The organism is Jiella soli, from assembly GCF_020615385.1.
Taxonomy (GTDB): domain Bacteria; phylum Pseudomonadota; class Alphaproteobacteria; order Rhizobiales; family Rhizobiaceae; genus VKMB-3413.
In genome coordinates this window covers 221,393-246,851 of the sequence record NZ_JAJAVB010000022.1, presented here as the reverse complement: position 1 = coordinate 246,851, position 25,459 = coordinate 221,393, and the positions used below count along the sequence as shown (strand labels likewise).

The following is a 25,459-nucleotide window of genomic DNA, read 5'->3' as shown; positions in this document are numbered from 1 at the left end:
GGGTCAGCCGCCCTCCACGGAGGCCTCTCCGATGGCCCCGCCCTCGAGGGTGAAGCGCAGCCCGGCGGGATCGAAGCTGAGCTGCGACACGCCGTCGAAATACGGTGCGACGATCCGTTCCATCAGCTGCGAACCGAAGCCCAGCTGCGGCGGTTGCGTCACCGGCGGGCCGCCACTCTCGGCCCATTCGAAGCGAAACTGGTCTTTCCCGTTCGACCAGTGAATGTCCACGCGGCCGCATTCCGAAGACAGGGCGCCATATTTCATGGCGTTGGTCGCGAGTTCGTGGAGCCCGAGGGAGAGGCCGAGCGCCTGTTGCGCCGTGAGCTCGATCCGATCGTCGCCTTCGATCCGAAATCGGCCCTCGCCGGAGCGATGCGGACCGAGCGCGATCTCGACGACCTCACCGATCCCGATCGTCGACGAACCCGGCCGGACCAGAATGTCCTGAGCCCGGCCGAGGGCCGCGAGCCGCTCGGAGATCGTCCGGCGGGCATCCCCGATCGATGTGACGCGCCGCAGGCTCTGCGAGACGATCGCCTGAACCATTGCGAGAGAGTTCTTCATCCGGTGCGAGAGCTCGTGGGTGATGTCGAGCTGGCGCTGCTGCGTCTCGTGCAGATCTGCGGCCAGGGCCTGCGCCTGCGCCAGCGCACGATCCTTCTCGGCAAGCGTGCGCCGCAGTTCGAGCTGCGTCATCGCCTCGCGGGCGAGGAGCTTCAGCGTCCGGATCTGGTGCTCGGAGAGCGTGCGCGGCCGGTAGTCGAGGACGCACATCGTGCCGAGCGGAACGCCGTCCCGCGTCTTCAGGATCGCCCCGGCATAGAAGCGAAGCTTCGGCCCCTCGGCCACAAGCGGATTGCCCTCGAAGCGCTTGTCCTTGGTGGCGTCTGGCACGATCATCATGTCGTCGGCGAGGATCGCGTGGCCGCAGAAAGAGGTCGCGAGAGGCGTCTCGCGCACGCCGAGGCCGACTTCCGCCTTGAAGAACTGCCGCGCCGAATCGACGAAGTTCACGACCGCGATCGGGGTGTCGCACACCTCGGCGGCGATCTCCGCGAGATCGTCAAAATCGGATTCGCGCGGCGTGTCGAGAATGCCGTACTCGACGAGCCGTGCCGACCGCTCGCTCTCGGTCCAGGACCGCGCGGGGTCCGATGATGGGGGGAGGTGGTTCAAGGAAAGCTCGTTCCGACAGGGCGGGTGTCCTGTCCTTCTACCGAATTCGCGAAGCATTGGACAGATGGCGAACGCCCGGGCGTGCGTCCGCACTCTCCGGCCTGTTCGACATCGCCTTACAAACGGTTGGCATGGCGCCGCCAGATTGTAATGCAGTTACTTCTCCATCCTCGGTGGACGGCGTTCGTTGCGCTAGCGCCCCTCGCGATACCAGGTCGCCGACAGCGCCAGAAGGAGAACGGCGAGACCGAGGAAGCCGGCGAAGAGCGGCGTGCGGTCGACGCCCCGCAGCACCGTCTCGTCGGTGGTCTTCAGGCCGATCCAGTCGCGCCCGTCGGCATTCGCCCGCCCGCTCACCGGCACGATCCGCGGCACCGTCACCTCACCCGCGGCATCCGCCACGCGCCGCACGCTGCCTCTCGTCGCATCCGCGATCGGGGCGAGCTTGTCCGGCGTCGAGATCGCCTCGCGATATTCGCGGGGATTGACCGGCCCGACATTGGCGAGCGCCCTGAGTTCGCCGTTCGCCGCCTGGAACAGCCCGAGCTCGTCGGTCTTCAGCGTTCCCTCCCAGCGGCCGGCCTCCACCTCCTTCAGCGGCAGCTGGACGGCCTTGCCCGAGGGCGTCAGCACTGTCGCCGGCCCGGGATCGTCGCCGATCGTCTGGCGGGTGACGACGAGGTCGGAGCCGCGGGCATCGGCGTCGAGCGCCTCTTCCTCGAGCTCCGGTTCCTTCATCAGCCAGTGTGCGAGGCGCCGGAACAGGGCGACATGCGGGCCGCCGCCCTCAAACCCGCGCGACCACAGCCATTCCTGGTCGGAGAGGAGGAGGGCGATGCGGCCTTCCCCGACCCGGTTGAGGACGAGCAGCGGCTTGTCGTCCGCGCCGGTCATCACGGTCTCGCCCTCGGTGCTGCCGACATCGATCGTCCGGAACCACTGGCTCCAGTCCGGCGGCTCGCTGTTCGAGCCCGGCAGGTCGCGGGTCACCGGGTGCTTGGCGCCGAGCTTCGAGACCTGCGGATAGAACGGCTTCTCGTCGACCTGGCCCGTCGGCAGGGCGGGAAGGACCTGTTGCAGCGGGGTGAGCGCAACGCTCTCATTGCCGGCATATTCGGGGCCCGCCGCGATCAGCATCGCACCCCCCTTCTGCACGTATTGGGCGATGTAGTCGAAATAGAGCGAGGGCAGGACACCGCGCTCCTGATAGCGATCGAAGATGATCAGGTCGAAATCGTCGATCTTCTCGACGAAGAGCTCCCGCGTCGGGAAGGCGATCAGCGAGAGTTCGTCGATCGGCGTGCCGTCCTGCTTTTCCGGCGGACGCAGGATGGTGAAGTGGACGAGGTCGACCGCAGCGTCGGACTTCAGGAGGTTGCGCCAGGTGCGCTCGCCCGCATGCGGCTCGCCCGAGACGAGGAGGACGCGCAGATTCTCGCGGATGCCGTCGACGATCGCGATGGCGCGGTTGTTGACCGGCGTGATCTCGCGGGATTCGCGCGCCGCCGACAGTTCGACGATGTTCTTGCCGGCGCGGGGAAGCTGGAACGTCACCGAGGTGTCGCTGCCGGGCCGCGCCATCTGGCGGGTGATGAGATCGCCATTGAGGAAGACCTGGACCTCGACCGGATCGGTGGAGGCGCCCTTGCCCTCCTCGACCACCCGATAGTTGATCGTCTGGTCCTCGTCGACGAGCCCGAAGCGCGGGGAGGTGGTGATCTCGATGCGCCGGTCGAACTCGTCCGGTGCGCCCGTGATCAGCCCGTGCACGGGCGCGTCGAAGCCGAGCGCCTCGGCCTTGGCCGGAATGTCGTGGATCTGCCCGTCGGTGACCATGATCGCGCCGGCGACGCGGGCGGGCGAGACGTCCTTCAGCGCGCCCGAGAGCGCGGAAAACAGCGCCGTCGTGGCGTCGTCCTGCGGCGATCCGGAGGTCTTGGCCTCCACCGTGCGCACCTCGAATTCGGGGAAGCGGGCGAGGCTCTGCTTCAGCGCGGCCTCGGTGGCATCGGTCTGCTTCGTGCGATCGCCGATGGTCTGGCTCTGGCTGCGGTCGACGACGAGGGCGACGACGCTCTTCAGGGGGTCGCGCTCCTCGCGCAGCACGACCGGATTGACCAGGGCGAGAAGCAGCGCCGAGATCGCGACGATGCGCACCAGCGCGCCATGGGTGCGGGCAAGGAGCAGCGCCAGGGCGAGGAGGACCGCCGGGACGGCGAGTGCCGCGATAACCGGCCAGGAGAAGAACGGCTGGAAGGCGATGGACCAGGTCATTGTCCGAGCCTTTCGAGCAGGGCGGGCACATGCACCTGGTCGGCCTTGTAGTTCCCGGTGAGGACGTACATCACGAGATTGACGCCGGCCCGGTAGGCGTACTCGCGCTGGGCGGGATCGGAGGAGTCGGTCGGATAGAGGAACAGGCCCTGGTCATCGACCGCCCATGCGCCGGCGAAGTCGTTCGAGGTGATCATGATCGAGGAGACGCCGTCGCCGCCCCTTGCCGGGCGCGGCGTGCCCGATGCGTCCGGCACGAGCGCCTCGACCCAAAGTTCCGAGCCGGTGTGGCGGCCCGGAAAGTCGTTCATCAGGTAGAAGGCCTTGGTCAGCACATGGTCGTGCGGCACCGGTTCGAGCGGCGGAATGTCGAGATCGGCAAGGATGTCGCGCAGCCGCCGCTGGCCCGGCGAGATATTGCCGGAGAGCGAGGAGAGCGTATCGTCGGCGACGTCGAACAGCACCGTGCCGCCCTCCTTCATATACGCGTCGATGCGGCTGATCGCGGCATCGCTCGGCATCGGATCGTCGGCGTGGATCGGCCAGTAGATCATCGGGTAGAAGGAGAGCTCGTCCGTGGCGATGTCGACGCCCATCGGCTCGCCCGGCTCGAGCGCGGTCTTCGAGGCGATGTATTGCGACAGGCCCGAAAGTCCGGCCCGCGACAGGTCGTCCACCGCCTGGTCGCCGGTCTCGACATAGGCGAGGTGGGTGGCGCTCGTCGCCCGCATCGCCTTCTCCAGGTCGATCGACGCGGCACCGCTTTCCGGCGCTTCGGCCTGGGCATGGGCCGGATGTGGCGTTGTGAGGGAAAGGCCGACCGCCAGAAGCGCGACCGCCGGGATCGCGGCCGATCCGCCGCGGCGCAGCGAGGCGCCGAGTCGGCCGATCGTCCCGCCGAGCCACAGGAGCGCGAGGGCGTCGAGCGCAAAGAGGACAAGCGCGGCGGCGAACAGCCAGGGCCTCAAATCGATGCTGTCCTTGTTGGCATAGGGTCTCGTCTCAACCGGCGCGCCGAGCGCAAGGTCGGGCAGTGGCTGCAGCACCGAGCCGGCGGCGAGGAGGTTGTGTGCGACATAGCCTTCCTCGGTGCCGTAGAGGCCCGGTGGATTGGCGAAGGTGACCGGCCGCGGCTCGCTCGCCGAGACGTCGAGCGGTCGGACCTCTGCGCCGGGGCTGGTGAGCCGGCCCGATCCGTCGAGGACGCGATAGGGCGGCAGGCTCGCCGCGGCCGTGCGACCGTCCGGCGCGCCGGCGCTGGCCCGCGACAGGGTCACGATCCGGCGCAGCATCTCCACGAAGGAGCCGGAGATCGGCAGGTTCGACCAGGTCGCCTCGGCGGTGACGTGGAACAGGACAATGGTGCCGGCGCCGCGCTTTTCGGCGGTGACGAGCGGCGTTCCATCGGCAAGGCTCGCCCAGGTCCTGTCGGAGAGGTCCGCGGACGGCTCGGCGAGGATCTGGCGCGTCACCGTGACATCGTCCGGGACCTTGATGCCGGCAAACGGGCTGTCCGCCGCCATGGGCGCGATCTTCTGCGGCTCCGACCAGGACATCGCGCCGCCGAGCTGCCGCTCGCCCTGGCGCAGGCGCACCGGCACCAGCGGATCCTCGCTCGTCGTTGCGGCAAGGCGCGGTCCGGCGAAGCGAACGAGATAGCCGCCATCCTCGACGAACTTCTCCAGCGCCGCGCGCGCCTTGTCCGGTACGACGCCGATATCGGCCAGGATCATCACCGAGGGCTTGCGCGTCAGAAGGTTCGGGATCGCCTCGGCGAGGTCAGCGCTGTCCGGCCGCACGAGATCGGCGAAGGGCTGCAGCGCCCGGCTGATGTAGTAGAGCGGGGAGAGGAGCGGCTGCGCGAGATCGGAGGATTCGCCCGAAATCAGCGCGACGCGGCGACGGCGGAAGGAATCGTCGAGCAGGCGGACGGCGCCGGCGTTCCGGGCGTCGTCGACCTCGATCCGGGCGATGTCGTTGCGCAGCTCGACGGGGATCGCGAAACGCGCCTCGCCCGTGCCGTCGGCACCGGAAAAGGCGAGCGGCGCGCGGCCGACTTCGCGTCCCTGCGAATCGACAGCCTTCAGCGCCACCGATCCCGGCGTCCCGGCGACAGTGGGGCGCATGCCCTGAACCACGAGCGCGTCGGTCGAGTTGTCGGCGCCTGTCAGCCCGACGAGACCGGCGATATCCGGGGTATAGAGGATCGCCTGGGCAGGGGCGAGGGCGGCGAGGCCGTCAGCCGCGGCCCTGGCGTCGGGACTGTCGAGCCCGTCGGAGAGGAAGACGAGGGAGCCGGGCGTTTGTCCGCCGAGGCCGTTGGCGAGGCGCTCAACGGCTGCGGCGCGGTCGGTCGGAATCGGCCGCGGTTCGGCCGCCGCGAGCCGTTCCAGCGCCGTGGTTGATTCCGCGGGCGCTGCGTCGTTCGCCGCGCCGTCGGCGGTGAATGCGAGGGCGACCGGCCGGCCGGCCTCGCCCGCCTGGCGGATGAGATCCTCCGCTGCCTGGCGCCGCGCGTCCCAGTCGCCGCCGCTCGCCCACCCATTGTCGACGACGAGCGCCAGGGGCCCGGAGCCGGACAGCATGGACTCGCGGGGATTGAGCGTCGGCGCGGCCAGCGCGAAGATCACCAGCGCGGCGAGGAGGAGGCGCAGGAGCGTCAGCCACCATGGGCTCTTCGACGGCGTCTCCTCGCTCTTCAACACCCGCTGCAGGATCCGCAGCGGCGGAAAGGTCTCGGTCTGCGGGCGCGGCGGCGTCAGCTTCAACAGCCACCAGATCACCGGCAGGGCCAGAAGACCAACGAGAACGAAGGGCGCCCCGAAGGAAAGCGCGAGACCGCCGATCATGCCCGGGCTCCCGCCATCTGCGGCGCGCCCGACAGGCGGCCATGGATCGCGACCAGCGCCTCCGAGGCGAGATGGTCGGTCCGGTGCGGAATGAAGCTCCAGCCGAGCCGGCGGCAGTGCTCCGCGATGAAATCGCGGCGGGCGCCGTAGAGCGTCTGGTATTCCTCGCGCAATGTCTCGGCCCGGCCAGCGGTGAGCTTCGCGCCGGTCTCCGGATCGCGGAACTCCGTCCGCCCAGCGTAGGGGAAGGCCTCCTCGGCGGGATCGGCGATCATGATCAGATGGCCGCGGATGCCGCGCCGGCCGATCCGGTCGATCTTCTCGACGATCTCCTCGACCGGATCGAGGAAGTCGCTGACTACGACGAGTTCGGAAAACCGCTTCAGCCGGTCGTCCGGCGGAAATGTCTGCGCCGGCCGGCTGCCGAGCAGGGCCGCCGCGATCCGCTCCGCCGCGGCGCGCGAGGAGATTGGGTCGAGGACACCGGGATAGCCGATGCGCTCGCCCGAACGCGCGAGGATCTCGGCAAGCGCCAGGATCAGGACGAGCGCGCGCGACTCCTTGGAGACCTGCGCGGCCTTCGACTGGAAGCGCATGGAGGGCGAGGGATCGGCCCACAGCCAGACCGTATGTGCGGCCTCCCACTCCCGATCCCTGAGATAGAGATGGTCGTCCCGGGCCGAGCGGCGCCAGTCGATGCGCGAGACCTGTTCGCCCTGCACGAACGGACGGAACTGCCAGAAATTCTCGCCGACGCCGCGGCGCCGCCTGCCATGCCAGCCGGCGATGACGGTCGCGACGACGCGCCGCGCCTCGACCAGAAGGTCGGGCATGAGGGCGGCGCGCTGCCGGGCCCTGACAAGGGCCTCAGGCGCACTGGTGAGTTCGACGGTCGAACCGATCGGCATCGACAATACCCGGGTGTTCAGGCCACGTCGCGCTTCAGCGCGGCGATCACGTCGCGCACGCTCATACCCTCGGCGCGGGCGGAAAAGTTCAGCGCCATGCGATGCTGCAGGATCGGCTCGGCAAGCGCCATGACGTCGTCGATCGAAGGGGCGAGACGGCCCTCATAGAGCGCCCTGGCCCTCACGCAGGTCATCAGCGCCTGGCTGGCGCGGGGGCCGGGGCCCCAGGCGATATGCGTATCCGCCTCCTTGTGGCCGCTGCCCGGTCGGGCCGAGCGCACCAGATTGAGGATCGCCTCGACGACGCTGGAGGACACCGGCATGCGGCGGACGAGCGCCTGGATCTCGCGCAGCCGCTCCGCGCTCATCACCATTTCCGCCTTCTGCTCCGACCCGCCGGTGGTCTCCAGCAGGATCCGCCGCTCGGCTTCGATGTCCGGGTAGAGAACGTCGACCTGCATCAGGAAACGGTCGAGTTGCGCCTCGGGGAGGGGATAGGTGCCCTCCTGCTCCAGGGGGTTCTGGGTCGCCAGCACGTGGAACGGGGCCGGCAGGTCATGACGCTGGCCGGCGACGGTGACGTGATATTCCTGCATCGACTGCAGAAGCGCCGACTGGGTGCGCGGCGAGGCACGGTTGATTTCGTCCGCCATCAGGAGCTGGGCGAAGACCGGGCCCATCACATAGCGGAACGAGCGGCGACCGGTCTCGTCCTGGTCCATCACCTCGGTGCCGATGATGTCCGACGGCATCAGGTCCGGCGTGAACTGGATGCGGCGGGTGTCGAGCCCCAGCGCCACGCCGAGCGTCTCGACGAGCTTGGTCTTGGCAAGGCCGGGAACGCCGACGAGAAGCGCGTGGCCACCGGCGAGGATGGCGATCATCGACTGCTCGACGACGCTCTCCTGCCCGAAGATCACGGTGCCGACGGAGCGCTTGACCTCGGCGATGTCGGCCAGAGCCGTCTCCGCCATCTTCACGATCGCTTCGTCGCTGAGCGCCGCCTCCTGAGGCATGAGCATCGTCATCCAGAAGTCTCCGTAGAAAGAAGGGCATCCCGCACTGCAAGGGGAGCGCGCGGGGACGTGGTCTTGTCAATTGGTTAAAACCACGGTGACACGGCTGGCCGGCTCCCGCCATACCACTATTTCGTGACCGCGAAGCCGGGCCAAAATAAGACCGGACGGTCTTGGCGCAGGGCCGGCCGCCATCGCGATGTTCGAATGGAGCTCATGCAGAATCAACACCCTACGGTGAATCCGGATCTGGCTGCGCTGGTCTCCCGCGCCGAGCGCGCCGGCCGGAGCGCGCCCCCTGTCGAGCGCTGGGACCCACCCTTCTGCGGCAATATCGACATGGTGATTCGTGCCGACGGCACCTGGACCTATCAGGGCACGCCGATCGGCCGGTCGGCTCTGAAGCGGCTGTTCTCGACCGTCCTGCGCAAGGACGAGGACGGGCGAACCTATCTGGTGACGCCCGTCGAGAAGCTCGGCATCACGGTGGAAGACGCGCATTTCCAGGCGGTCGAGATGAGCCGTGACTTAAGGGACGGCGAGCCCGTCCTGATCTTCCGCACCGATGTCGGCGACGTCGTCGAGGCCGGGCCGGAGCACCCCCTGCGCTTTGCCGCGGAGCCGGACGGCGCCTTCCGCCCCTATGTGACCGTGCGCGGCCGGTTGGAGGCGCGGCTGACGCGCGCGCTCGCCTTCGATCTCGCGGACTTCGTGGAGGAAGACGGCGCGCGGCACGTCCTGCGCTCCGGTGGTGGAAGCTTCGTGATCCCGGACGAGAGCGACGCGTGACCCGCTCCATCGATCCCGAAGACTTCGATCGCTTCACGGCCGAGGATCTGCGTCGACGGATCCGGCGAGAGGGGGACGGCGAGAGCGAGACGCGCGAATATGGCGACCATCTCCTCAATCCAGACTTCGTCCAGCTGATGGAGCGCAGCGAGGCGCGCGACGCGGCGGTTCTGATACCGGTCGTCGATCGCGATGACGGCGGCTCGGTGATCCTGACGACGCGCGCCGCGCAGATGCGCAAGCATTCCGGCCAAATCGCCTTTCCCGGCGGCTCGATCGATCCAGAGGATGCCTCGCCCGAAGCGGCTGCCATGCGCGAGGCGCACGAAGAGGTCGCGCTCGAGCCGGGTTTCGTCGAGCCGATCGGGCGGCTGCCGCGCTACATGACGGCGACCGGCTTCCGCATCACCCCCGTGGTTGCGATCGTCCGCCCGGGCTTCATGCTGGCCGCCAATCCGGCCGAGGTCGACGACGTCTTCGAGGTGCCGCTCGGCTTCCTGATGCGGGAGGCCAATCACCGCCAGGAAAGCCGGGAGTGGCAGGGCAAGCTGCGGCATTACTATGTGATGCCCTTCGGCGAGCGCTTCATCTGGGGCGTCACCGCCGGCATCATTCGCACTCTCTACGAAAGGTATTACCGATGACGAAGATCGACGCCGACTGGCTCGAGGCTCCGTCGCTCCAGAGCCTTCTTGCCGCCTTGTCGAGCGATGGGGAGGAGGCTCGCGTCGTCGGCGGCGCCGTGCGCAACACCATCCTCGGCCATCCCGTCACCGACATCGACATCGCGACAACGACGCTGCCCGAGGAGACGACGCGCCGCGTCGAGGCGGCAGGCTTCAAGGCGGTGCCGACCGGCTTCGAGCACGGCACCGTCACCGTGGTCACGCCCGAGCGGCCCTATGAGGTTACGACGCTGCGCAAGGACATCGAGACGGACGGACGCCGGGCCGTCGTGCATTTCGGGCGCGACTGGCAGGCGGATGCGGAGCGGCGCGACTTCACCATCAACGCGCTCTATGCGACCGCCGCGGGCGAGGTGGTCGATCTCGTCGGCGGCACAGCAGACATCGAGAGCCGGACGCTGCGCTTCATCGGCGACGCCGAGACCCGGATCCGCGAGGACTATCTGCGGATCCTGCGCTTCTTCCGATTTTTCGCCTGGTACGGCGCGGGGCGCCCGGACGCTCTAGGGATCCGGGCGTCGGCGCGGCTGAAGGACGGGATGCAAGGCCTTTCCGCCGAGCGTGTCTGGGCCGAACTGAAGAAGCTTCTCGCCGCGCCCGATCCCTCGCGCGCGCTCTTATGGATGCGCCAGGCGGGCGTGTTGACGCAGGTTCTGCCCGAAAGCGAACGCTGGGGCATCGACACGATCCATCCGCTGGTCGCTGCCGAGGCCGCCTTCGGCTGGCCGGCCGATCCGCTCCTCAGGCTGGCAGCGATCGTTCCGCCGGACGCGGCGCGGCTGGCCGAACTCGCCAACCGCCTGCGCTTCTCCAATGCCGACCGCGACCGCCTTCTTGCCTATGCGCATGCCGAACCGGTCGATGCCGGCGTTACGGAAGCATCTCTCACGGCGCGGCTGTATTTCGGCGACCGCCAGGCCATAGTCGATCGTCTGCGCCTCGCGGTCGCCGCAGGACGGGCGAAGGCGGAGGCGGGCGGCGGCGCGCTTGAGGAACTTGCGGCACTGACCCATCGCCTGTCGATGGCCGAGGGATTCAAGGCCCCTGCCTTCCCGCTGTCCGGCGAGGATCTGCGCAAGGCCGGTGTCACGCCGGGACCGCAGATGGGCCGCATGCTCGACAAGCTGAAGCGCGATTGGGTGGAAAGCGGCTTCGTCCTCGGTCCCGAGGCGCTGCTTGCCGAGGTGGCCACGAAAAAGGAGTGAGGGTGAGGCACGCACTGAGGGCGCGGTCTTGCCTCTGGGGCGGCTGAACCGCCGGCTTTCGTCATCAAGGACGTCGGTCATAGCCTTGTCAGGCTTCGCTGCACAAATTGCGTCCCTCCGCGAGAAGCCTGAAACGACGAAGGAGCAGGACCGTCCGGCCCTGCTCCTTCCCATTTCGCTGCGGCGGCAGCGGATGATACGTCACGCGAAATCCGGCTGGTTCCTTCGGAACGCCAAGCCTCAAGACGTCCACACGGCGCGCGGGCGCCGACACGGTGTCCGATCGGCGCGACCGATCACCCCGTCAGTTTACGAGTTCGCGCGTCTTCTGCCGGAATGCGTCGAGCATGGTCGGCGAGATCCGCTCGACCCCGAGCTGCTTTGCCTGAACGACGGCACGGCGGACGACTTCCGCGCGGCTCTCGGCCAGAATGATTCTCTCGCAACCGGGAATAATGCCTGCGCAATCAAGTTCATACATCGGATATGCCTCCCTGATGTTTTTCTTCATCATAGGAGGAACACGAAGCTTCGGCCTTATAATAGTTCATATTCCGAAGCGAACAGGGAAGAAATCCTGACCGTCAGGGCCACTTCACGATCGGTGGCATGGAGGACAGGATCGAGGCGACGTTGCCGCCGGTCTTCAAGCCGAACAGCGTGCCGCGGTCGTAGAGGAGATTGTACTCGACATAGCGGCCGCGGCGCACGAGCTGCTCGTCGCGATCCTCGCTGGTATAGGGCAGCACGACATTCTGCTTCACGATGTGCGGGTAGACGACGAGAAAGGCCTTGCCGACGTCGCGGGTGAAGGCGAAATCCGCGTTCCAGCCGCCCGCCTCCTCCGGCGAATGCAGCCAGTCGTAGAAGATGCCGCCGACGCCGCGGGCCTCGCCGCGATGCGGCAGATAGAAGTACTCGTCGCACCAGGCCTTCAGCTTGTCGTAGTCGGCGACGCCCTGATGGCGGTCGCAGACGAATTTCAGCGCCTTGTGGAAGGCCTGCGTGTCCGGATCTTCGTCAGTCCGCCGCCGGTCGAGCGTCGGCGTGAGATCGGCGCCGCCGCCGAACCATTGCCGCGTCGTGACCACCATGCGCGTGTTCATGTGCACGGCCGGTACGTTCGGATTGCGCATATGCGCGATCAGCGAGATGCCCGAGGCCCAGAAGGTCGGATCCTCTTCCGCACCCGGGATCTGCTGGCGAAACTCTGGCGAGAACTCGCCATGGACCGTCGAGGTGTGGACGCCGACCTTTTCAAAAACGCGGCCGTGCATCATCGACATGACGCCGCCGCCACCCTCGTTCTCGCGCGACCACGGCGTCTGCTCGAAGCGACCGGGCTCCAGTCCGGCCTCGTCGCCGAACTCGTCCTCCAGCGCCTCGAAGGCGGCGCAGAGGCGGTCGCGCAGCGCCTCGAACCAGGCCCGCGCGGTGGCCTTCTTGGTCTCGATGTCCTCGGGCAGGCCTTCTGGAAGGTTCGGCTTTTGCATTCTCGCTATCGCTCTTTCTGGCGCCGGCTGTCCGGCGACGGGCCGCGCCGGCGGCCGTCTTTGGCTGCAGTAACGTTCATGGCATCTGGGATGGCTGGGCGCAAAGCCAACCGTCGCAGCGGATTTCCGGTGGCCGCCGCCGGCCGTTCGCCGCACTGCTGCAACCGACGATTCGCAATCCTTCCGGCCGCACGCTATCTTCCGGACGCCGAGCCGTCGCCGCCCTGTCAGGAGTTCCGGAGAGCCTCATGTCCCCGATCACGCGCCCGCCGCTCGCGGGGCTGAGGAGCCAGTTGGAACGCAGCCGGCGCGCCAGGGAGGGCGGCGGGGACAGCTTCGTGCGCGAGACCTTCACGCTGCCGCGCGAGGCGGCGCGGCTGAAGGCGCGCGAATGGTTCGAGCGCTATCCCAAGGCCGCCTATTGGACGCAGGTCGAGAGCTGGCGGATGTTGCCGGAGGGCGAGATCGAGTTCACCATGCGCCGGCTGCCGACGGCGGACTGAGCGGGAAGTGATGAGCCTCCTGCGAAGAATGCGTCGGGTTGTGGCGCTTCTTCCGGTTCCTGGCGGGCCGCCGAGAAATCCGCGTCCAAGACGCGTCTCCTCACCCCTCTTGGCGAGCCGAGGCCTCCCTTATCCCCGCGTTCCTTGCGCTTCCGCCACCGGACGCTCCTGCGCGTGTTGGTCCCGCAGGAGGAGCGCGGTCGCAGCGGGCAGTGCCGCCGCTGCGAGGAGCATCGCCGCGGTCCCGAAGGCATCCGCCGCAAGGCCGGCAATGGCCGGCCCGATCACGCTGCCCGCGGCCATTGCGAGGAGCGCTGCGGTGAAACTGAGCGAAGGCAGGGCTGGAAAACGCCGCTCCGACCAGAACGCCAGAACGGCGCTGGTCATCATGACATAGATGCCCTGCAAACCGGCCGACGGAACCAGTCCGACCCAGCGCGACGGCAGGATCGCCATGAGGACGACCGAGAGCGCGCCGGCCGCCATCAGGGCGCGCAGGAGCCACGGCAGTCCGATGGCCGATTTCACGCGCTTGGTCATCAGGCCGGCGAGCCCGAAGACGCCGTAGAAGATGAAGATGAGGCTCGGCGCCATCGCCACGGGGACACCTGGAACTCCGCCCGCCTCGCGCACGCGATCGGCCGCGAAGGAGATGTAGATCGCCGAGGTCGTCCCGTAGACGAAGGCAATGGCGTAAAGGGGCAGCACCGCGAGATGCAGGAGGTCGCGCCATCCATCCTTCGGCGTGGCTTCGGGACTCCGTTCCACTTTGCGCAGCGCCGCCCAGTTGCCGGCGAGCGCCAGTGCCCCGGCGAGCGCGAAGAGGGCCCAGCAATATCGCCAGGACACTCCCGTCAGCACCATGACCAGCGCGGCAGCGCCTGCGGCCGCGATCCCGACGCTCGTGCCGGTGCTGATCTCCGACAGCGCCGAAGGCCGGTCGATGTCCCGCACCTTGCGGTGCACCGCATCGTTGAACGGGGTCCAGGCAAAACCGGCGCTCGAGGCCGTAAGTAACACGCCGATGGCGAGAACGGTGAGGTTCGGCGAGGCGGCCACGGTCGCCATGCCGACGGTCGCCGCGACAAGGCCCGCCAGGACCGGGACCTCCGGCCCCCGTCTCGTCAGCATCGCCTGCGCGATGAGAAGGCCGACGAAGAACCCGAAGAAGCCGAGGCTCGAGACCAATCCGACCGTCGAACTGGACATCGAGAAGGCGGACCGGAATTCGGGCACGAACAGGCCGAATCCCATGCGGCCGGGGCCGTAGCTGATGGCGGTCGCAGCAAAACCGGCCGCCGAGAGACTCTTGAAATAGGTGATGGCGACACCTCGCACTTTTTCCCCGCAAGGCCCGGATGGCACGGCAGGTTCCAGTCCGACACCGTTTGCCGCCAACACAAAGGGGGCGCCCCTCCGTCAGCCGCGTTCGCTGAAGTCCCAGCCCACCTGCCGCATCGCCTCGCCCGCCGCCATCGCCGCGGAAACCGCGAGGTTGATCGAGCGGGCGCCGGGAGCCATCGGAATGGTGACGCGCAGGTCGGCGATAGCATGGACGTCGTCCGGCACGCCGGCGCTCTCGCGTCCGAAGAGGAGGACGTCGTCCGGCCGAAAGGTAACTGCGGTATAGGGCGTCTCGGCCTTGGTGGTGAACAGGATCAGCCGGCGCTCCGCCTTGCGCCTTGCTGCCTCGAAGGCGGAAAAATCGACGTGGCGCACGATCCGGGCCCGGTCGAGATAGTCCATTCCGGCGCGCTTCAGCGCCCGGTCGGAGAGGTCGAAGCCCGCCGGTTCGATCACCTCGACGGTGACGCCGAGACAGGCGCCGAGACGCAGGATCGTGCCGGTATTGCCGGCAATGTCGGGCTGGTAGAGGGCGATCGAGAGCGGCATGCCCGATCCCATAGCCGCCGCAAGGCCCGCTGACGAGATGGCGAGACGCGCCGTTCCGGTTATTCGGAGAAGCGGCCGGTCAGCGTTCGCCGCCAACGGCAAGGCCGCGCGACGGCAGCACCTGACGGCGGCCGAAGGGGGCGCGCGCCGTTCCGCTGCGCAGCGGCCGGTCGATGTCGAGCGCCTGGGGCTTGAGCGCAGGCGCGGCGGGACGGCTGGTGCGGACAGGCGGCAGGCCGAGCCGCGCGTGACAGGCGTCGGCCGAAAGGCTCCGGTAGAAGTCCTTCATCCGTTCGAACGCTTCGATGTTCAGGCCGATGCGCGGCTTCAGAAGGATCACCGCCGTCATCGCGTCCGCATCCTCGACCCCGATCGCCTTGAGCGCGGAGGCCAGCACGTCGCCCGTGCGGTCCGCGGCAAGCTCGGTCGAAAAGTCGGGGCCGCGGCCAAGGAGGGTGGCGATCTCGGCATAGGCGGCGCCGGCCTCGCCGCTGCGCGCGGCTGAAAGGATGCCGGTGACGTGCGTGGTTCGCGCGGCGGCGGAGGCGGGCGCCGGTGCGGCGGGCGACGGGCCAGCCTGGACCAGACGGCGCAGCATGATCCTCGCGTCCTCGGCCGTCGCCGGCAGACCGGCTTGCGGAGCCGGCGTCGCCGTCGTCTCGCCATGCGGGCGTATCGCCTGAGCACGGGAATCGCGGCGCTCGGGTTGAGGTGCGGGCGAGGGCGCCGCGGCGACAGGATTGCGGAACGCGTCGGCGATCTCCGCCGGCTCGGCGAGGATCTTGAGGGACAGTTCCGGCGGAACCTGTGGCAGGACGGCAAGCGCGCCGGCGGCGGCGCGCTTGGTCTCCGGGCCGATCTTGTCCCAGAGGGGAACGACCAGGCGTGCGAAGTCGCTCGCATGCTTGCGGCCGGGGTGGCGCAGCGCCGCGAAGGCGGTGACGGCGGCCGCGACGATCGTGTCGAAACCGTCCCGGCCCGTCTCCTTCTCGAGCCTGCGGAAAATGCGCGGCTGCGGGTCCGTCATGGCGCTCCGAAAGGGTTAAGCATCCGTTGTCAGGACCCGGAGAATGCCGCGCGAGTCCTTAGCAGAGGATTAACCCTCGCCCGGGTGTGGCGGGACGGTCTCGGGCTGTGGCACTTCTGCAAAGCTCCGCGTCTCAGCGGGCAGCGCCCGGTCTCCGAAAGACCCGACAAGGCGCTTCGCTGGGGCGCGGATCGTGTCGCGGCAGTGGACTGTTCCGCCGGTTCAGCCCTGGCGGAGATGCATCCCCTGCGCGGTCTCGGCCGAGGCGGGGGCGCATTGCAGCGACTGAATGAACTGGTTGACCGCCGGCCGCTTGCTCTCCTCGTCGACGAGGGCGCGAATGGTCATATAGCCTTCGCCCATCTCGACCTCGACCGGGATCGTCGTGTCCTCGTCGTCCTGGGGATCGGTATCGGCCTGGACGTCGATGATCTGGTCGCGCGTGCCGACGAGGAGATCGAACGTATCCCCGACCGCAGCCCGGTCGTTGATGCTGTAGAGGTTGTCGCCTTGGCTGTTGTAGATCGAGGCGGACCAGAAGGTCGTGCTGTCGCTGTCGGCGGACAGCCGCACGGGCCCCTTGGCGAGCGAGAAGCGGCAGCTCGCCGTCACGAAGGCGGGATCCGCGAAGGCGAAGGTGCCGTGCTGCAGCGGCGTGCCAGCCGCCGCCGCCAGCCGCCCCTCGGTCTCCAGCGGCTCGACGCGGACGACGTCGTACATCTTGCCGAGTTCAGTCAGGCGGCCCCAGGCATTGTTGCTCGCGACCTCCGGCATCGCCCCGATCACGGCGATGTGGACGAGCACCGCCCCGACCAGGCCGATCAGCACCGCCAGCAGAAACTTACCCATTGGGGCAGCCCTCCAGCTGGACGTCGGGCAGGACGAGGCTGGCCACGCCGCTGGCCGCCGCCGCCGGCGTGTCGTAGAGCCCGAGGGCGAGAACCAGCGGGCCCTGTCCTGATGTCGCCAGCCAGTTGCCGGCCCGCGGCGTCGGGCCGACAGCGATGGCGAAGCTGTTGTCTTCCTCCCGCATCAGATTGTTGGAGGTCAGCCAGCCGGGCCGACCGACCGCCGGCTCGATCAGCCGCCCATCGGGCGTATAGGGGACGAGGGAAAAGATCCGCGCCGGCGGTGTCGTGCCCGCAATGCGGTAGGCGCATTCGCGCCGCAGCGGGCGGCCACGCACGTCGGTCTCGGCGCGGAACAGTATGCCTTCGCCGATACCGAGCGTCAGATTGCCGATCTTCGCGAGCCGGGCGCGCGAATAGGGATCGGCGTCCGGAGCGCCGGCGAAGGGATTGGCCACCCAGGGGCCGACCGTCACGGTGCCGACGTCGGCGGACTGTTCCACCGCCCATTTGGCGGACCAGCCGCCGAGGCCGAGCGCGATCGCAATGGCGAGGACGACGAGGATCGAGAATCGCATGAGACTTCGTCCGCAGGATGCCGCGCCGCGCCCTTACGGCTGCGGCGAGGATCCATCGCCCGCATTGCGGGCGGAAGCCAGATGCTCAAGCTCCATGGGCGGCAGATTTTCCAGTTGTGTCGCGATCTCGGCGAGGACGTCCTGGGCCGGCCGCGTCAGCGTGTCGGGAACGCGAGGCTGATCCGGCGCACCATCGGCCGACGCCGCGGCTCCGGCATCCGTCTTGAACGGATTGTCGATATAGGGAATCGGCTTCAGCGAGACCGTCTTTTCCGCGGCCTCCATGTAGCGCTGCCAGGTCATGGCCGGCAGCGTCCCTCCGGTCAGGCGGTTGGTCGGCTTGAAGCTGTCATTGCCGTACCAGACGGCGGTGGAGAAATTGCCGGTGAAGCCGCAGAACCAGCCGTCGCGGTAGTCCTGGGTGGTTCCGGTCTTGCCGCCGTTCCGCACCATCGACAGCTGCGAGCGGCGCCCCGTGCCGCCCTCGGCGACCGCGACCAGCATCTCGTTCATCGACTTCGTCGCCTCCTCGCTGAGCACCCGGCGGCGCGGCGGCATGTCGCGGCGCGCGTCCCACAGGACCTTGCCGCTGGAATCGGTGATCTGCGAGATCGAATGGCGGTGCGGATCCATGCCGCCATTGGCAAAGACGGTGTAGGCCGTGGCCTGGTCGAGCACCGTCACCTCGCTGGTGCCGAGGGCCATGGTCTTGTCCCCGCGCAGCTTCGATTCGACGCCCATGTCCTTGGCCGTCTCGACCGTGTTCTGGAAGCCGACCTTCTGGTAGAGCTTGACCGCCGGCACGTTCAGCGAATGCGCGAGCGCGTAGGAGAGGCTGATCCGGCCGGCGAAGGAGTGCTCGTAATTCTGCGGCGACCATTTGCCGATGGTGATCGGGCTGTCGACGATCGTGTCCGACGGCTTCATGCCCTGCTTCATCGCGGTCGCGTAGACATAGACCTTGAAGGACGAGCCGGGCTGGCGCAGCGCCCTGGCCGCGCGATTGAACTGCGACTCGCCGTAGTCCCTGCCGCCGACCATGGCCCGGACGCTGCCGTCGTCGGCGATCGACACCATCGCCGCCTGGCCGACGTGGTAGCTCGAGCCGAACTGGCGCAGGTGATACTCGATCGATTCGTCGGCGAGTTTCTGCAGGTCCATGTCGAGGGTCGTGCGCGCGACGAGGTTGCGCGGCTTGATCCCCGCATCCTTGGCGATCTTCTGGACCTCGTCGAAGGCGTAGTCGAGGAAGTAGTCCGGCGACTGGATCGTCTTGCGGTCGATCGCCGTCGCAGGATGGCGGCGCGCCTCGATCACCTGGCCTTCGGTCAGGAAGTTCGCCTGGACCATGTTGGTCAGGACTTCGTTCGCCCGGGCCCGTGCCGCCGGCAGGTTGATGTGCGGGGCGTACTTGGTCGGCGCCTTGAACAGGCCCGCCAGCATCGCCGCCTCGGCGAGGGAGACGTCGCGGATGTTCTTGCCGAAGTAGAACTCGGCCGCCGCCGCCGCGCCGAAGGTGCCGCCGCCCATATAGGCGCGGTCGAGATACATCGACAGGATCTCGCGCTTCGACAGATGGGTCTCCAGCCAGAGCGCCAGGAAGGCTTCCTTGATCTTGCGGTCGAGCGTGCGTTCGTTGGACAGGAACAGGTTCTTGGCGAGCTGCTGGGTCAGCGTCGAGCCGCCCTGGACGACGCCGCCGGCCCGCGCGTTTTCAGACAGGGCGCGAACGAGGCCGAAGAAGTCGATGCCGAAATGGTCGAAGAAGCGCCGGTCCTCGGTCGCCAGCAGCGCCTTGATGAACTGGTCCGGAATCTCGTCGATCGGAACCGCGGCCGAGCGCAGCACGCCGCGGCGGCCGATCTCTTCGCCATGCCGGTCGAGGAACAGCACCGAATAGTCCGTCTCCTGCGGCAGGCCGTGCGCCGTCGCCTTGATCGACGGCTGCGCCAGGGCGAACAGCAGGATGAAGCCGGCGAGGCCGAGCGTCAGCCCTTCACAGGTTAGCTCGACGAGGACGCGGTTGAAGCCGCGGGCGCGGAACTTGCGCGACGCGATGGTGACGCCCTCCCACCACGCCGCGAAGGCGTGGAAGAAACGCCACAGGCTGGTGTCGATCCAGGCGTCGACGTCCATCAGCCACGATGGCTGCCTGCGCTTGCTTGTGTCTTTCGGACCGTTCTCGTTCTGCACGTCAAACCTGTCATTGTTGGCCGGTGGGCGCGACGCGGCGTCGAACGTCGCATTCCGGCCGTCAATGCCCTCCACGAGAGTAGCTGCCTCGGCTATACGTCGACAACATGGAAAAGTCCTGAAAAAGAGCAGAAATTTCCGACATGGGTAATCGAGATGCGCAGGCGTTCTGGCGAGAAAAGCCGCTGGAGGCAATGAGCCGCGAGGAGTGGGAACAGCTCTGCGACGGGTGCGGCCGATGCTGCCTCAACAAGCTCGAGGACTGGGACACTGGCGAAATCGCCTGGACGAATGTCGGCTGCCAGCTCCTCGACGGCCATAAGTGCAGTTGCCGGGACTACGACAACCGGCAGGAGACCGTGCCCGACTGCGTGGCGCTCGATCCCGCAACCGTGCGAAGCCTCACCTGGCTGCCGCCGACCTGCGCCTACCGGCTGGTCGCCGACGGTCACGATCTCTACTGGTGGCATTATCTCGTTTCCGGCGACAGGGAGACGGTGCACCAGGCGGGGATCTCGGTACGGGGTCGCACGGTCAGTGAGGTCGGAATGGAGCTGGAGGAATTCGAGGACCATATCGTCGCCTGGCCGGGCATCGACCCGGCCGGTCGTAGCTGACCGGTGGTGGGAGTGCCTTCTTCTCCTTCCCGGCCGCCGCGGCCGGGCGCCAGGGACGATGCGGCGAGTCTCCTGCCGACCGGGCAAGGTTTGGCCTCGCCCGACAGGCGACCGGATGCGATGAGCGACAAACGGCTCGTGGGCGGCCGACCGATGCTGGCGGCCCTCCTTCTCCTCGCCGGCGTTGGATTGGTGGCGCTGCTCGCTACCGTCCCGTGGTCTGGATCGGAGCCGGCGGTGCCGGCCGACGCTATCCCGGTGGTCATGACCGGCGATGCCTGCCGGCCGGCGGACCATACCGTCGCTGCCGGGAGCCAGAGCTTGGTCATCGCGAATCGCGGCGCGTCCGCGAGCGGCTGGCAGCTTTTGGCCGGCGGCATAGCGGTTACCGAAATCGAGGCAGTTCCCGCGGGCGCCTCACGGGTCGTCTCGGCGAGGCTCTGGCCGGGCGAGTACACATATCGTTGCGGCCGCGGCTCGGCGCTTGTCGGCACGCTTCGGGTGATGGCGGTGGAGGCCGGAGAGGCGGATCCGCGCGAAGCGACCCGCAGCGCCGTCTGGCGCCTCTTCGCCGCGCCCGTCGCGGCCTATCGGCAGATCCTCGAACGCGACGGCCAGTCGCTCGCCGCTGAAGTCGACAAGCTGCGCGCGGCCATCGCCGCAGGCGACCTGGGCGAGGCGCGCACGCTGTTTCTGGCCGCAGGCCTGCCCTTCGATCGCCTGGAGGCGGTGGCCCTGCGGTTCCCCGAACTCGTCGAGCGGATCGAGCCCCTGGCCGAGGCGTTTCCGGGGCGGGAAGGCGATCCCGCCTTCAAGGGGTTCCACCGCCTCGAATACGGGCTGTTCTCGAAAGCCAGCACCAGCGGGCTGGAGCCGGTTGTGGAGGACCTTGCGGCCGCCGTCGCGGAGCTGCGGACCCGGATGGCCAGCCTGCCGCTTGATCCGAAGATGCTGACGGCGTCGGCGGCGATCCTGTGCGACCGGCTGGCGTCCGGCGAGATCGTGCTCGGGCAGAACCACTACGCCAAGACAGACATCGCCGATATCTCTGGCAATCTCGATGGTATCGCCGCCATCGTCGATGCCTTGCGGCCCGGTCTTCAGGCGGCCGCGCCGGATCGCCTTGCCGCGGTCGACGCCGAGACGGCGAAGATGCAGGCGGCGATGGCGAAGCTTGCCGCCAACGGGCGGTTCATCTCCTACGACACGGTCGAGTTTGAAGATCGCGGCGAGCTGTCCGCCGGGTTCAACGCGCTTGCCGGCGTCCTCGACAAGCTGGAGTCGGCGCTCGACGACTGACGGTTGCGCCGCGCCGGCGAACCAAGAGGGCTTGCCCGCCTCCTGCACTGCAACGGCTTTCGGCCGCGCCGCAAGGATGGCATTGTGCTGCGATGACCGATCCAGCCATGGGCGCCGACGACGCCCTCCTCATCGTCGATGTCCAGAACGACTTCTGTGCCGGCGGCGCGCTCGCCGTGCCTGACGGCGATGCGGTCGTGCCGTTGGCGAACGCTCTCGCCCGCCGCTTTCCGATCGTCGTGCTGACCCAGGACTGGCATACGCCCGGCCATGCGTCATTCGCCTCGACCCATGGCCGTTCGCCCTTCGAGACGATCGACCTCGCCTATGGGTGCCAGGTGCTCTGGCCCGACCATTGCGTGATGGGAACGGACGGTGCGGCGTTTCACCCGGCGCTCGACGTCCCGAACGCCCAGTTGATTGTCCGCAAGGGCTTCCATCCCAGTATCGACAGCTATTCCGCGTTCGTCGAGGCCGATCACGCGACGCCGACGGGGCTCGCCGGCTACCTGCGCGAACGCGGCGTGACGCGGCTCTTCGTTGCCGGGCTCGCGACCGACTTCTGCGTCGCATGGACCGCGCTCGACGCGGCGAAGGCGGGCTTCGAAGTGACGATCATCGAGGACGCCTGCCGGGCGATCGACCTCGAGGGATCGCTGGAAGCGGCCTGGAAGAATCTCGCGGCCGCGGGCGTTAAACGGGCGCAGACGGCCGCGATTGGCGGAGCCTGAGGCGAAGAGCCGGCCGCCGCAGCTTCCGTAGGGTCAGCGATAGCTCATAGCCATCAACGGTTTGCCAAAAGGTCGACCTCGCCGCGAAATCGCTTTTCCTCGCCGCCCGATGGCAATAGGGTCCGCGACGCATTTTGCCGGCCTGGCCGTTGAGCCCCCGGCGCCGCCAGCAGGGAGGAATTTCATCGTGGCAGCACGCATTCTCGGTTTGGTCTTCGCGCTCCTCGTCATGCCGGGGCTCGCCTTCGCGCATGGTCCGACGCGCCAGAAGGCGAGCGAATCGGTCGAGATCAACGCCGCGCCGGAAAAGGTGTGGGGCATCATCAAGAACTTCGGCGACATGTCCTGGCACCCGGCGGTCGCCATGACCGACGCGTCCAAGGGCAATGAGAAGGGGGCGGTCCGAGAGCTGGGCTACAAGAAGGGCGGCATGATGGAGGAGGAACTCTCCAAATATGATGCCGACAAGATGAGCTACTCGACCTTCATCGGTCATGTGAACATCGACATCATCCCGGCTACGAACTACTCCTCGACGATCACGGTGAAGCCGGCGGGCGACGGCTCGAAGTCGCAGGTCACCTGGCGGGCCGCCTTCTACCGCGGCTATCCGAACAACGATCCCCCGGCCAATCTCAACGACGAAGCCTCGGTGGCGGGCGTCAAGGCCTACATCCGCGAGGGGCTCGACAACCTCAAGAAGATCGCCGAATCCGGTTCGTGAAGCCCGTGCGATCGATCCTGCGCGGCGTCCTCCTCGGCCTCTTCGTCGCGGGGCTCGCCCGCGGCGCGGCGGCGGGCGACACTGCCTATGTGACGAACCAGGAGAGCGAGGAACTCTCCGTCGTCGATCTCGACACGATGACCGTCGAAAAGACCATCAAGATTCCCGGCAAGCCGGCCGGGATCGCGGTCAGCCGTGACGGGAGCCGCGCCTATGTCACCCGGCCGGAGGCGAAGGCGGTCAGCATCGTCGACACGGCGAGCGGCAAGGTCATCGGCGAGGTCGAGACCGGTGGCGGGCCGCTCGGCATTGCGGTGCATCCGTCTGGCTCGCCCGTCTATGTCGCGGACTGGTACACGCATATGCTGCTGCTCGTCGATCCCGAGAAGCGGCAGGTCGTCGGCAGCTTCGAGACCGGGCAGTCCCCCTCCGGCGTGACGGTCTCGGACGACGGCAAGGTGGTCGTGACCGCCGACCGCGATTCCAACCAGCTGTCCTTCATCGACGCGGCGACCGGCAAGGCGATCGCGCGGGTCAAGGTCGGCGAACGTCCGTTCGGCGTCGCGTTCTCCCCGGACGGCTCGCGCGTCTACGCCACGAATGTGGGCTCGGACAGCGTTTCGATCGTCGATGCGAAGTCCCACAAGGTGATCGGCGAGGTTCCCGTCGGCTCGCACCCCTACGACGTCGCGGAAACGCGCGGCAGGGTGTTCGTCACCGACCAGTACGACAGTACAATCTCGGTCTTCGACGAAAAGACCCACGCCCATCTCGCCGATCTGGAGACCGGCGACTATCCCGAGGGGATCGCCGTCGGGAGCGGCGGTCGCTATGTCTATGTGGCGAACTGGTTCGAGAACACGCTCGCCAAGATCGACGCGAAGACCCTGAAGGTGGTCGCGACGGTCACGGTCGGCGACGGACCGCGAGCCTTCGGGGCCTTCATCCGGCACGCTCAGTGACCAGGTTTTGCGGAACTGCCTGACGGCATTTCCGCCATGACCTGCGACAGGATGGGGGATCGAAGGGCGGATGCGTGGGCTCACGGAGCGGGGCCTGTCTCGCAGGCGGGAGGGGATCATCGTCGCGCCCCTGTCCGGGCGGATGACCCTGCCGCCGCCATGGCTTGGTCGACGCGGGTGATTTTGGGAGGATGGACATGACGAAATTCCAGTGGATCGCGGCGGGCCTCGCGCTGCTCGGCGCCGCGCAATTCACCGCGCCGAGCTATGCGCAAGGCGCTGCTGCGCCGGCCAAGGCCGCTCCGGCGGCGCCGGCCGTGCCCGGCAAGACGGCGAGCTCGGTGACGTCGGACTATCCGACCGACGTCACCGCCGACTACGTCTTCGGCTGCATGGCGGCCAACGGAAACACCCGCAAGGCGCTGGAACAGTGCTCCTGCTCCTTCGACGTTGTCGCATCGCTCCTTCCATACGAGCGCTACGTCGAGGCCTCGACCTTCATGTCGATGGGGCAGTTGTCCGGCGAGAAGGGCTCGCTGTTCCGCGGGGGCGCCGAGTCGAAGGCGGCGATCGGGGATCTGCGCCGGGCCCAGGCAGAAGCCGAGATTCGCTGCTTCGAATGAGCTGAAGGCGCTCCCGGCGCGTACCAGCCTCCGGGACCTGGACTGAGGTCTTTCGCTCCCCGTCTGCCCATGCCTGCACGCCATGAGAGTCTGGCCTGCGGGACGATGGCATTTGTCCCGACATGTCGGCTCACCTGTCGCGGCGGAGGCTCCGCCGGCCGTGCGGGCCACGCTCTGTGTGGATTAGGACTGCCCGCCGTCGAAGGTCCTTTCGAACACCTTGCCCTCGGTGTCGCTCGCCTTGGCGTGGAAGGGGCCGGTGACGTCGCCCTGATAATGGAAGCGGAAGCTAGGATCCTCGGAGATCGAGATGCCGCCCTGCATCGAGAACAGAAGCTTTCCGCCCTTGTCGACTTCGAGATCGGTGATGAAATGCGCGGGGATGTAGAGGAGCGTCACCTGGTCCTTCTGCAGCCCGGAATTGTTGGGATGGCGGATCATCAGTTGCGCCTCGTGGCTTCCCGCTTTGCCGGTATCGAACTCGCGCAGCTTCATCTGGCCCATCTCGCGGGCGGCAAGTTCCGGATCCTTCGCCGCGGGGGCGGCGCAGCCGCCGGCCGCCTTCACGAATTTCTTGGTCATGTAGAGCGTGCCATCGGCGGCTTCGGCGATGGCGTGGATGTCGGTATAGGCGTTGACGCGGACGCGCGTCGAAAGCTGGGAAAGCCCAGAGCCGGGGGCGATGTCGAAGGTTGCGGCGACCGGGGAGGGGTTCTCGTCGATGACGAGAGTCACCTTGCGGATGTCCTTGTTCGGATCGAGCGTCAGCTTGATCGGAACAATGGCCGGGTCGCTCGCCCGATGCGGCGCATCCAGGGCGATCGCGTCGCTGCCTTCGACCAACGGGCGCTCGCCGAAGAGATCGCTCTTGAGGCCCGGCCACGCCGAATCGGCAGCGGCCGCCGCTTGGTCCGCCGTCATCGTCTTGTTCTCGGCGAGAGCCGGAGCTGCGGCGAGAGCCGCAAGGACGATGGCCGCCGTCACGGAATTCATCGCGCTGCGCGCCAAGGGGCGCAAACGGTTTGCCGACATGAAGCATCCTCCCAGATGGTTGTTCGGGTG

At 67.8% G+C, this 25,459-nt stretch carries 24 protein-coding genes; 10 read left to right on the top strand and 14 right to left on the bottom strand.

Annotation, left to right across the window (positions count from 1 at the left end):
* Window positions 1-3: 3 nt before the first annotated feature.
* The 5 genes from LH400_RS12710 to LH400_RS12690 form a co-directional block, all read right to left on the bottom strand.
* Complete coding sequence (locus tag LH400_RS12710; protein ID WP_229153088.1) at window positions 4-1,179, bottom strand: HWE histidine kinase domain-containing protein; 1,176 nt, start codon at window positions 1,177-1,179, stop codon at window positions 4-6.
* 192 nt (window positions 1,180-1,371) lie between these two features.
* Window positions 1,372-3,453 carry a hypothetical protein gene (locus LH400_RS12705; protein ID WP_229153087.1) on the bottom strand — a complete coding sequence of 694 codons (2,082 nt, stop codon included), beginning with the start codon at window positions 3,451-3,453 and terminating at the stop codon, window positions 1,372-1,374.
* Entirely contained in the window at window positions 3,450-6,302 is a 2,853-nt protein-coding gene (locus LH400_RS12700) for a DUF4159 domain-containing protein (protein ID WP_229153086.1), read from the bottom strand. Before LH400_RS12700 ends, LH400_RS12705 begins: the two co-directional genes overlap by 4 nt.
* Window positions 6,299-7,210 carry a DUF58 domain-containing protein gene (locus LH400_RS12695; RefSeq protein ID WP_229153085.1) on the bottom strand — a complete coding sequence of 304 codons (912 nt, stop codon included), beginning with the start codon at window positions 7,208-7,210 and terminating at the stop codon, window positions 6,299-6,301. Before LH400_RS12695 ends, LH400_RS12700 begins: the two co-directional genes overlap by 4 nt.
* Before the next feature lie 17 nt (window positions 7,211-7,227).
* Window positions 7,228-8,238: an AAA family ATPase gene (locus LH400_RS12690; RefSeq protein ID WP_229153084.1), complete on the bottom strand. Its 1,011-nt coding sequence runs from the start codon at window positions 8,236-8,238 to the stop codon at window positions 7,228-7,230.
* A 195-nt stretch (window positions 8,239-8,433) separates the two neighbouring features.
* Between LH400_RS12690 and LH400_RS12685 the strand changes: the two genes are divergently transcribed.
* From LH400_RS12685 to LH400_RS12675, 3 genes are read left to right on the top strand one after another with little or no spacing between them, the layout of a single operon-like run.
* On the top strand, window positions 8,434-9,015 hold the full coding sequence (locus tag LH400_RS12685; RefSeq protein WP_370638384.1) for a DUF1285 domain-containing protein: 582 nt from the start codon (window positions 8,434-8,436) through the stop codon (window positions 9,013-9,015).
* Entirely contained in the window at window positions 9,012-9,659 is a 648-nt protein-coding gene (locus LH400_RS12680; protein WP_229153082.1) for a CoA pyrophosphatase, read from the top strand. Before LH400_RS12685 ends, LH400_RS12680 begins: the two co-directional genes overlap by 4 nt.
* The gene (locus LH400_RS12675) at window positions 9,656-10,906 is read left to right on the top strand and encodes a CCA tRNA nucleotidyltransferase (protein ID WP_229153081.1); all 1,251 of its coding nucleotides are present in this window, start codon (window positions 9,656-9,658) and stop codon (window positions 10,904-10,906) included. The genes LH400_RS12680 and LH400_RS12675 overlap by 4 nt, the downstream gene beginning before the upstream one ends.
* A 304-nt stretch (window positions 10,907-11,210) precedes the next feature.
* Here the strand turns inward: LH400_RS12675 and LH400_RS12670 are convergent, their stop codons facing one another.
* Window positions 11,211-11,420, bottom strand: a complete 210-nt coding sequence (locus tag LH400_RS12670) for a DUF1059 domain-containing protein (protein WP_229153080.1) — start codon at window positions 11,418-11,420, stop codon at window positions 11,211-11,213.
* A gap of 70 nt (window positions 11,421-11,490) precedes the next feature.
* Window positions 11,491-12,399, bottom strand: coding sequence for an oxygen-dependent coproporphyrinogen oxidase (gene hemF / locus LH400_RS12665; protein ID WP_229153079.1), 909 nt, complete (start codon window positions 12,397-12,399; stop codon window positions 11,491-11,493).
* A gap of 248 nt (window positions 12,400-12,647) precedes the next feature.
* Here hemF and LH400_RS12660 point away from each other — a divergent pair, with 248 nt between their 5' ends.
* Window positions 12,648-12,902: a hypothetical protein gene (locus LH400_RS12660; protein WP_229153078.1), complete on the top strand. Its 255-nt coding sequence runs from the start codon at window positions 12,648-12,650 to the stop codon at window positions 12,900-12,902.
* Window positions 12,903-13,031: 129 nt separating this feature from the next.
* Here LH400_RS12660 and LH400_RS12655 read toward each other — a convergent pair whose 3' ends face one another.
* The 6 genes from LH400_RS12655 to LH400_RS12630 form a co-directional block, all read right to left on the bottom strand.
* On the bottom strand, window positions 13,032-14,240 hold the full coding sequence (locus LH400_RS12655; protein WP_229153077.1) for an MFS transporter: 1,209 nt from the start codon (window positions 14,238-14,240) through the stop codon (window positions 13,032-13,034).
* An 81-nt stretch (window positions 14,241-14,321) separates the two neighbouring features.
* Window positions 14,322-14,795, bottom strand: a complete 474-nt coding sequence (locus LH400_RS12650) for a tRNA (cytidine(34)-2'-O)-methyltransferase (RefSeq protein ID WP_229153076.1) — start codon at window positions 14,793-14,795, stop codon at window positions 14,322-14,324.
* Between the two features lie 79 nt (window positions 14,796-14,874).
* Window positions 14,875-15,822, bottom strand: coding sequence for a hypothetical protein (locus LH400_RS12645; protein ID WP_229153075.1), 948 nt, complete (start codon window positions 15,820-15,822; stop codon window positions 14,875-14,877).
* Window positions 15,823-16,044: 222 nt separating this feature from the next.
* Window positions 16,045-16,671, bottom strand: coding sequence for a DUF1254 domain-containing protein (locus tag LH400_RS12640; protein ID WP_229153074.1), 627 nt, complete (start codon window positions 16,669-16,671; stop codon window positions 16,045-16,047).
* Entirely contained in the window at window positions 16,664-17,248 is a 585-nt protein-coding gene (locus LH400_RS12635) for a DUF1214 domain-containing protein (RefSeq protein ID WP_229153073.1), read from the bottom strand. The genes LH400_RS12640 and LH400_RS12635 overlap by 8 nt, the downstream gene beginning before the upstream one ends.
* Before the next feature lie 33 nt (window positions 17,249-17,281).
* Window positions 17,282-19,384, bottom strand: a complete 2,103-nt coding sequence (locus tag LH400_RS12630) for a transglycosylase domain-containing protein (RefSeq protein WP_229153072.1) — start codon at window positions 19,382-19,384, stop codon at window positions 17,282-17,284.
* 200 nt (window positions 19,385-19,584) lie between these two features.
* Between LH400_RS12630 and LH400_RS12625 the strand changes: the two genes are divergently transcribed.
* From LH400_RS12625 to LH400_RS12600, 6 genes are all read left to right on the top strand, one after another.
* Entirely contained in the window at window positions 19,585-20,058 is a 474-nt protein-coding gene (locus tag LH400_RS12625) for a YcgN family cysteine cluster protein (protein ID WP_229153071.1), read from the top strand.
* Between the two features lie 120 nt (window positions 20,059-20,178).
* Complete coding sequence (locus tag LH400_RS12620; RefSeq protein ID WP_229153070.1) at window positions 20,179-21,357, top strand: imelysin family protein; 1,179 nt, start codon at window positions 20,179-20,181, stop codon at window positions 21,355-21,357.
* Between the two features lie 92 nt (window positions 21,358-21,449).
* A complete protein-coding gene (pncA, locus tag LH400_RS12615; protein WP_229153069.1) occupies window positions 21,450-22,088 on the top strand; it encodes a bifunctional nicotinamidase/pyrazinamidase in 639 nt (212 codons plus the stop codon).
* Window positions 22,089-22,317: 229 nt separating this feature from the next.
* Window positions 22,318-22,812, top strand: coding sequence for an SRPBCC family protein (locus tag LH400_RS12610; RefSeq protein ID WP_255617267.1), 495 nt, complete (start codon window positions 22,318-22,320; stop codon window positions 22,810-22,812).
* A gap of 5 nt (window positions 22,813-22,817) precedes the next feature.
* The gene (locus LH400_RS12605; protein ID WP_229153179.1) at window positions 22,818-23,774 is read left to right on the top strand and encodes a YVTN family beta-propeller repeat protein; all 957 of its coding nucleotides are present in this window, start codon (window positions 22,818-22,820) and stop codon (window positions 23,772-23,774) included.
* Window positions 23,775-23,971: 197 nt separating this feature from the next.
* Window positions 23,972-24,397 (top strand): hypothetical protein, encoded by a 426-nt coding sequence (locus tag LH400_RS12600; RefSeq protein WP_229153067.1) that lies wholly within the window; start codon window positions 23,972-23,974, stop codon window positions 24,395-24,397.
* 183 nt (window positions 24,398-24,580) lie between these two features.
* Here the strand turns inward: LH400_RS12600 and LH400_RS12595 are convergent, their stop codons facing one another.
* Window positions 24,581-25,429, bottom strand: coding sequence for a quinoprotein dehydrogenase-associated SoxYZ-like carrier (locus LH400_RS12595; protein ID WP_229153066.1), 849 nt, complete (start codon window positions 25,427-25,429; stop codon window positions 24,581-24,583).
* Between the last annotated feature and the right edge of the window lie 30 nt (window positions 25,430-25,459).

Coding starts and splice junctions, on each gene's coding strand:
- LH400_RS12705 (WP_229153087.1), bottom strand. CDS start 3,453: ATGACCTGGTCCATCGCCTTCCAGCCGTTCTTCTCCTGGCCGGTTATC.
- LH400_RS12700 (WP_229153086.1), bottom strand. CDS start 6,302: ATGATCGGCGGTCTCGCGCTTTCCTTCGGGGCGCCCTTCGTTCTCGTT.
- LH400_RS12695 (WP_229153085.1), bottom strand. CDS start 7,210: ATGCCGATCGGTTCGACCGTCGAACTCACCAGTGCGCCTGAGGCCCTT.
- LH400_RS12690 (WP_229153084.1), bottom strand. CDS start 8,238: ATGACGATGCTCATGCCTCAGGAGGCGGCGCTCAGCGACGAAGCGATC.
- LH400_RS12685 (WP_370638384.1), top strand. CDS start 8,434: ATGGAGCTCATGCAGAATCAACACCCTACGGTGAATCCGGATCTGGCT.
- LH400_RS12675 (WP_229153081.1), top strand. CDS start 9,656: ATGACGAAGATCGACGCCGACTGGCTCGAGGCTCCGTCGCTCCAGAGC.
- LH400_RS12670 (WP_229153080.1), bottom strand. CDS start 11,420: ATGATGAAGAAAAACATCAGGGAGGCATATCCGATGTATGAACTTGAT.
- hemF (WP_229153079.1), bottom strand. CDS start 12,399: ATGCAAAAGCCGAACCTTCCAGAAGGCCTGCCCGAGGACATCGAGACC.
- LH400_RS12660 (WP_229153078.1), top strand. CDS start 12,648: ATGTCCCCGATCACGCGCCCGCCGCTCGCGGGGCTGAGGAGCCAGTTG.
- LH400_RS12650 (WP_229153076.1), bottom strand. CDS start 14,795: ATGCCGCTCTCGATCGCCCTCTACCAGCCCGACATTGCCGGCAATACC.
- LH400_RS12645 (WP_229153075.1), bottom strand. CDS start 15,822: ATGACGGACCCGCAGCCGCGCATTTTCCGCAGGCTCGAGAAGGAGACG.
- LH400_RS12640 (WP_229153074.1), bottom strand. CDS start 16,671: ATGGGTAAGTTTCTGCTGGCGGTGCTGATCGGCCTGGTCGGGGCGGTG.
- LH400_RS12635 (WP_229153073.1), bottom strand. CDS start 17,248: ATGCGATTCTCGATCCTCGTCGTCCTCGCCATTGCGATCGCGCTCGGC.
- LH400_RS12630 (WP_229153072.1), bottom strand. CDS start 19,384: ATGGACGTCGACGCCTGGATCGACACCAGCCTGTGGCGTTTCTTCCAC.
- LH400_RS12625 (WP_229153071.1), top strand. CDS start 19,585: ATGGGTAATCGAGATGCGCAGGCGTTCTGGCGAGAAAAGCCGCTGGAG.
- LH400_RS12620 (WP_229153070.1), top strand. CDS start 20,179: ATGAGCGACAAACGGCTCGTGGGCGGCCGACCGATGCTGGCGGCCCTC.
- pncA (WP_229153069.1), top strand. CDS start 21,450: ATGACCGATCCAGCCATGGGCGCCGACGACGCCCTCCTCATCGTCGAT.
- LH400_RS12610 (WP_255617267.1), top strand. CDS start 22,318: ATGCCGGGGCTCGCCTTCGCGCATGGTCCGACGCGCCAGAAGGCGAGC.
- LH400_RS12600 (WP_229153067.1), top strand. CDS start 23,972: ATGACGAAATTCCAGTGGATCGCGGCGGGCCTCGCGCTGCTCGGCGCC.
- LH400_RS12595 (WP_229153066.1), bottom strand. CDS start 25,429: ATGTCGGCAAACCGTTTGCGCCCCTTGGCGCGCAGCGCGATGAATTCC.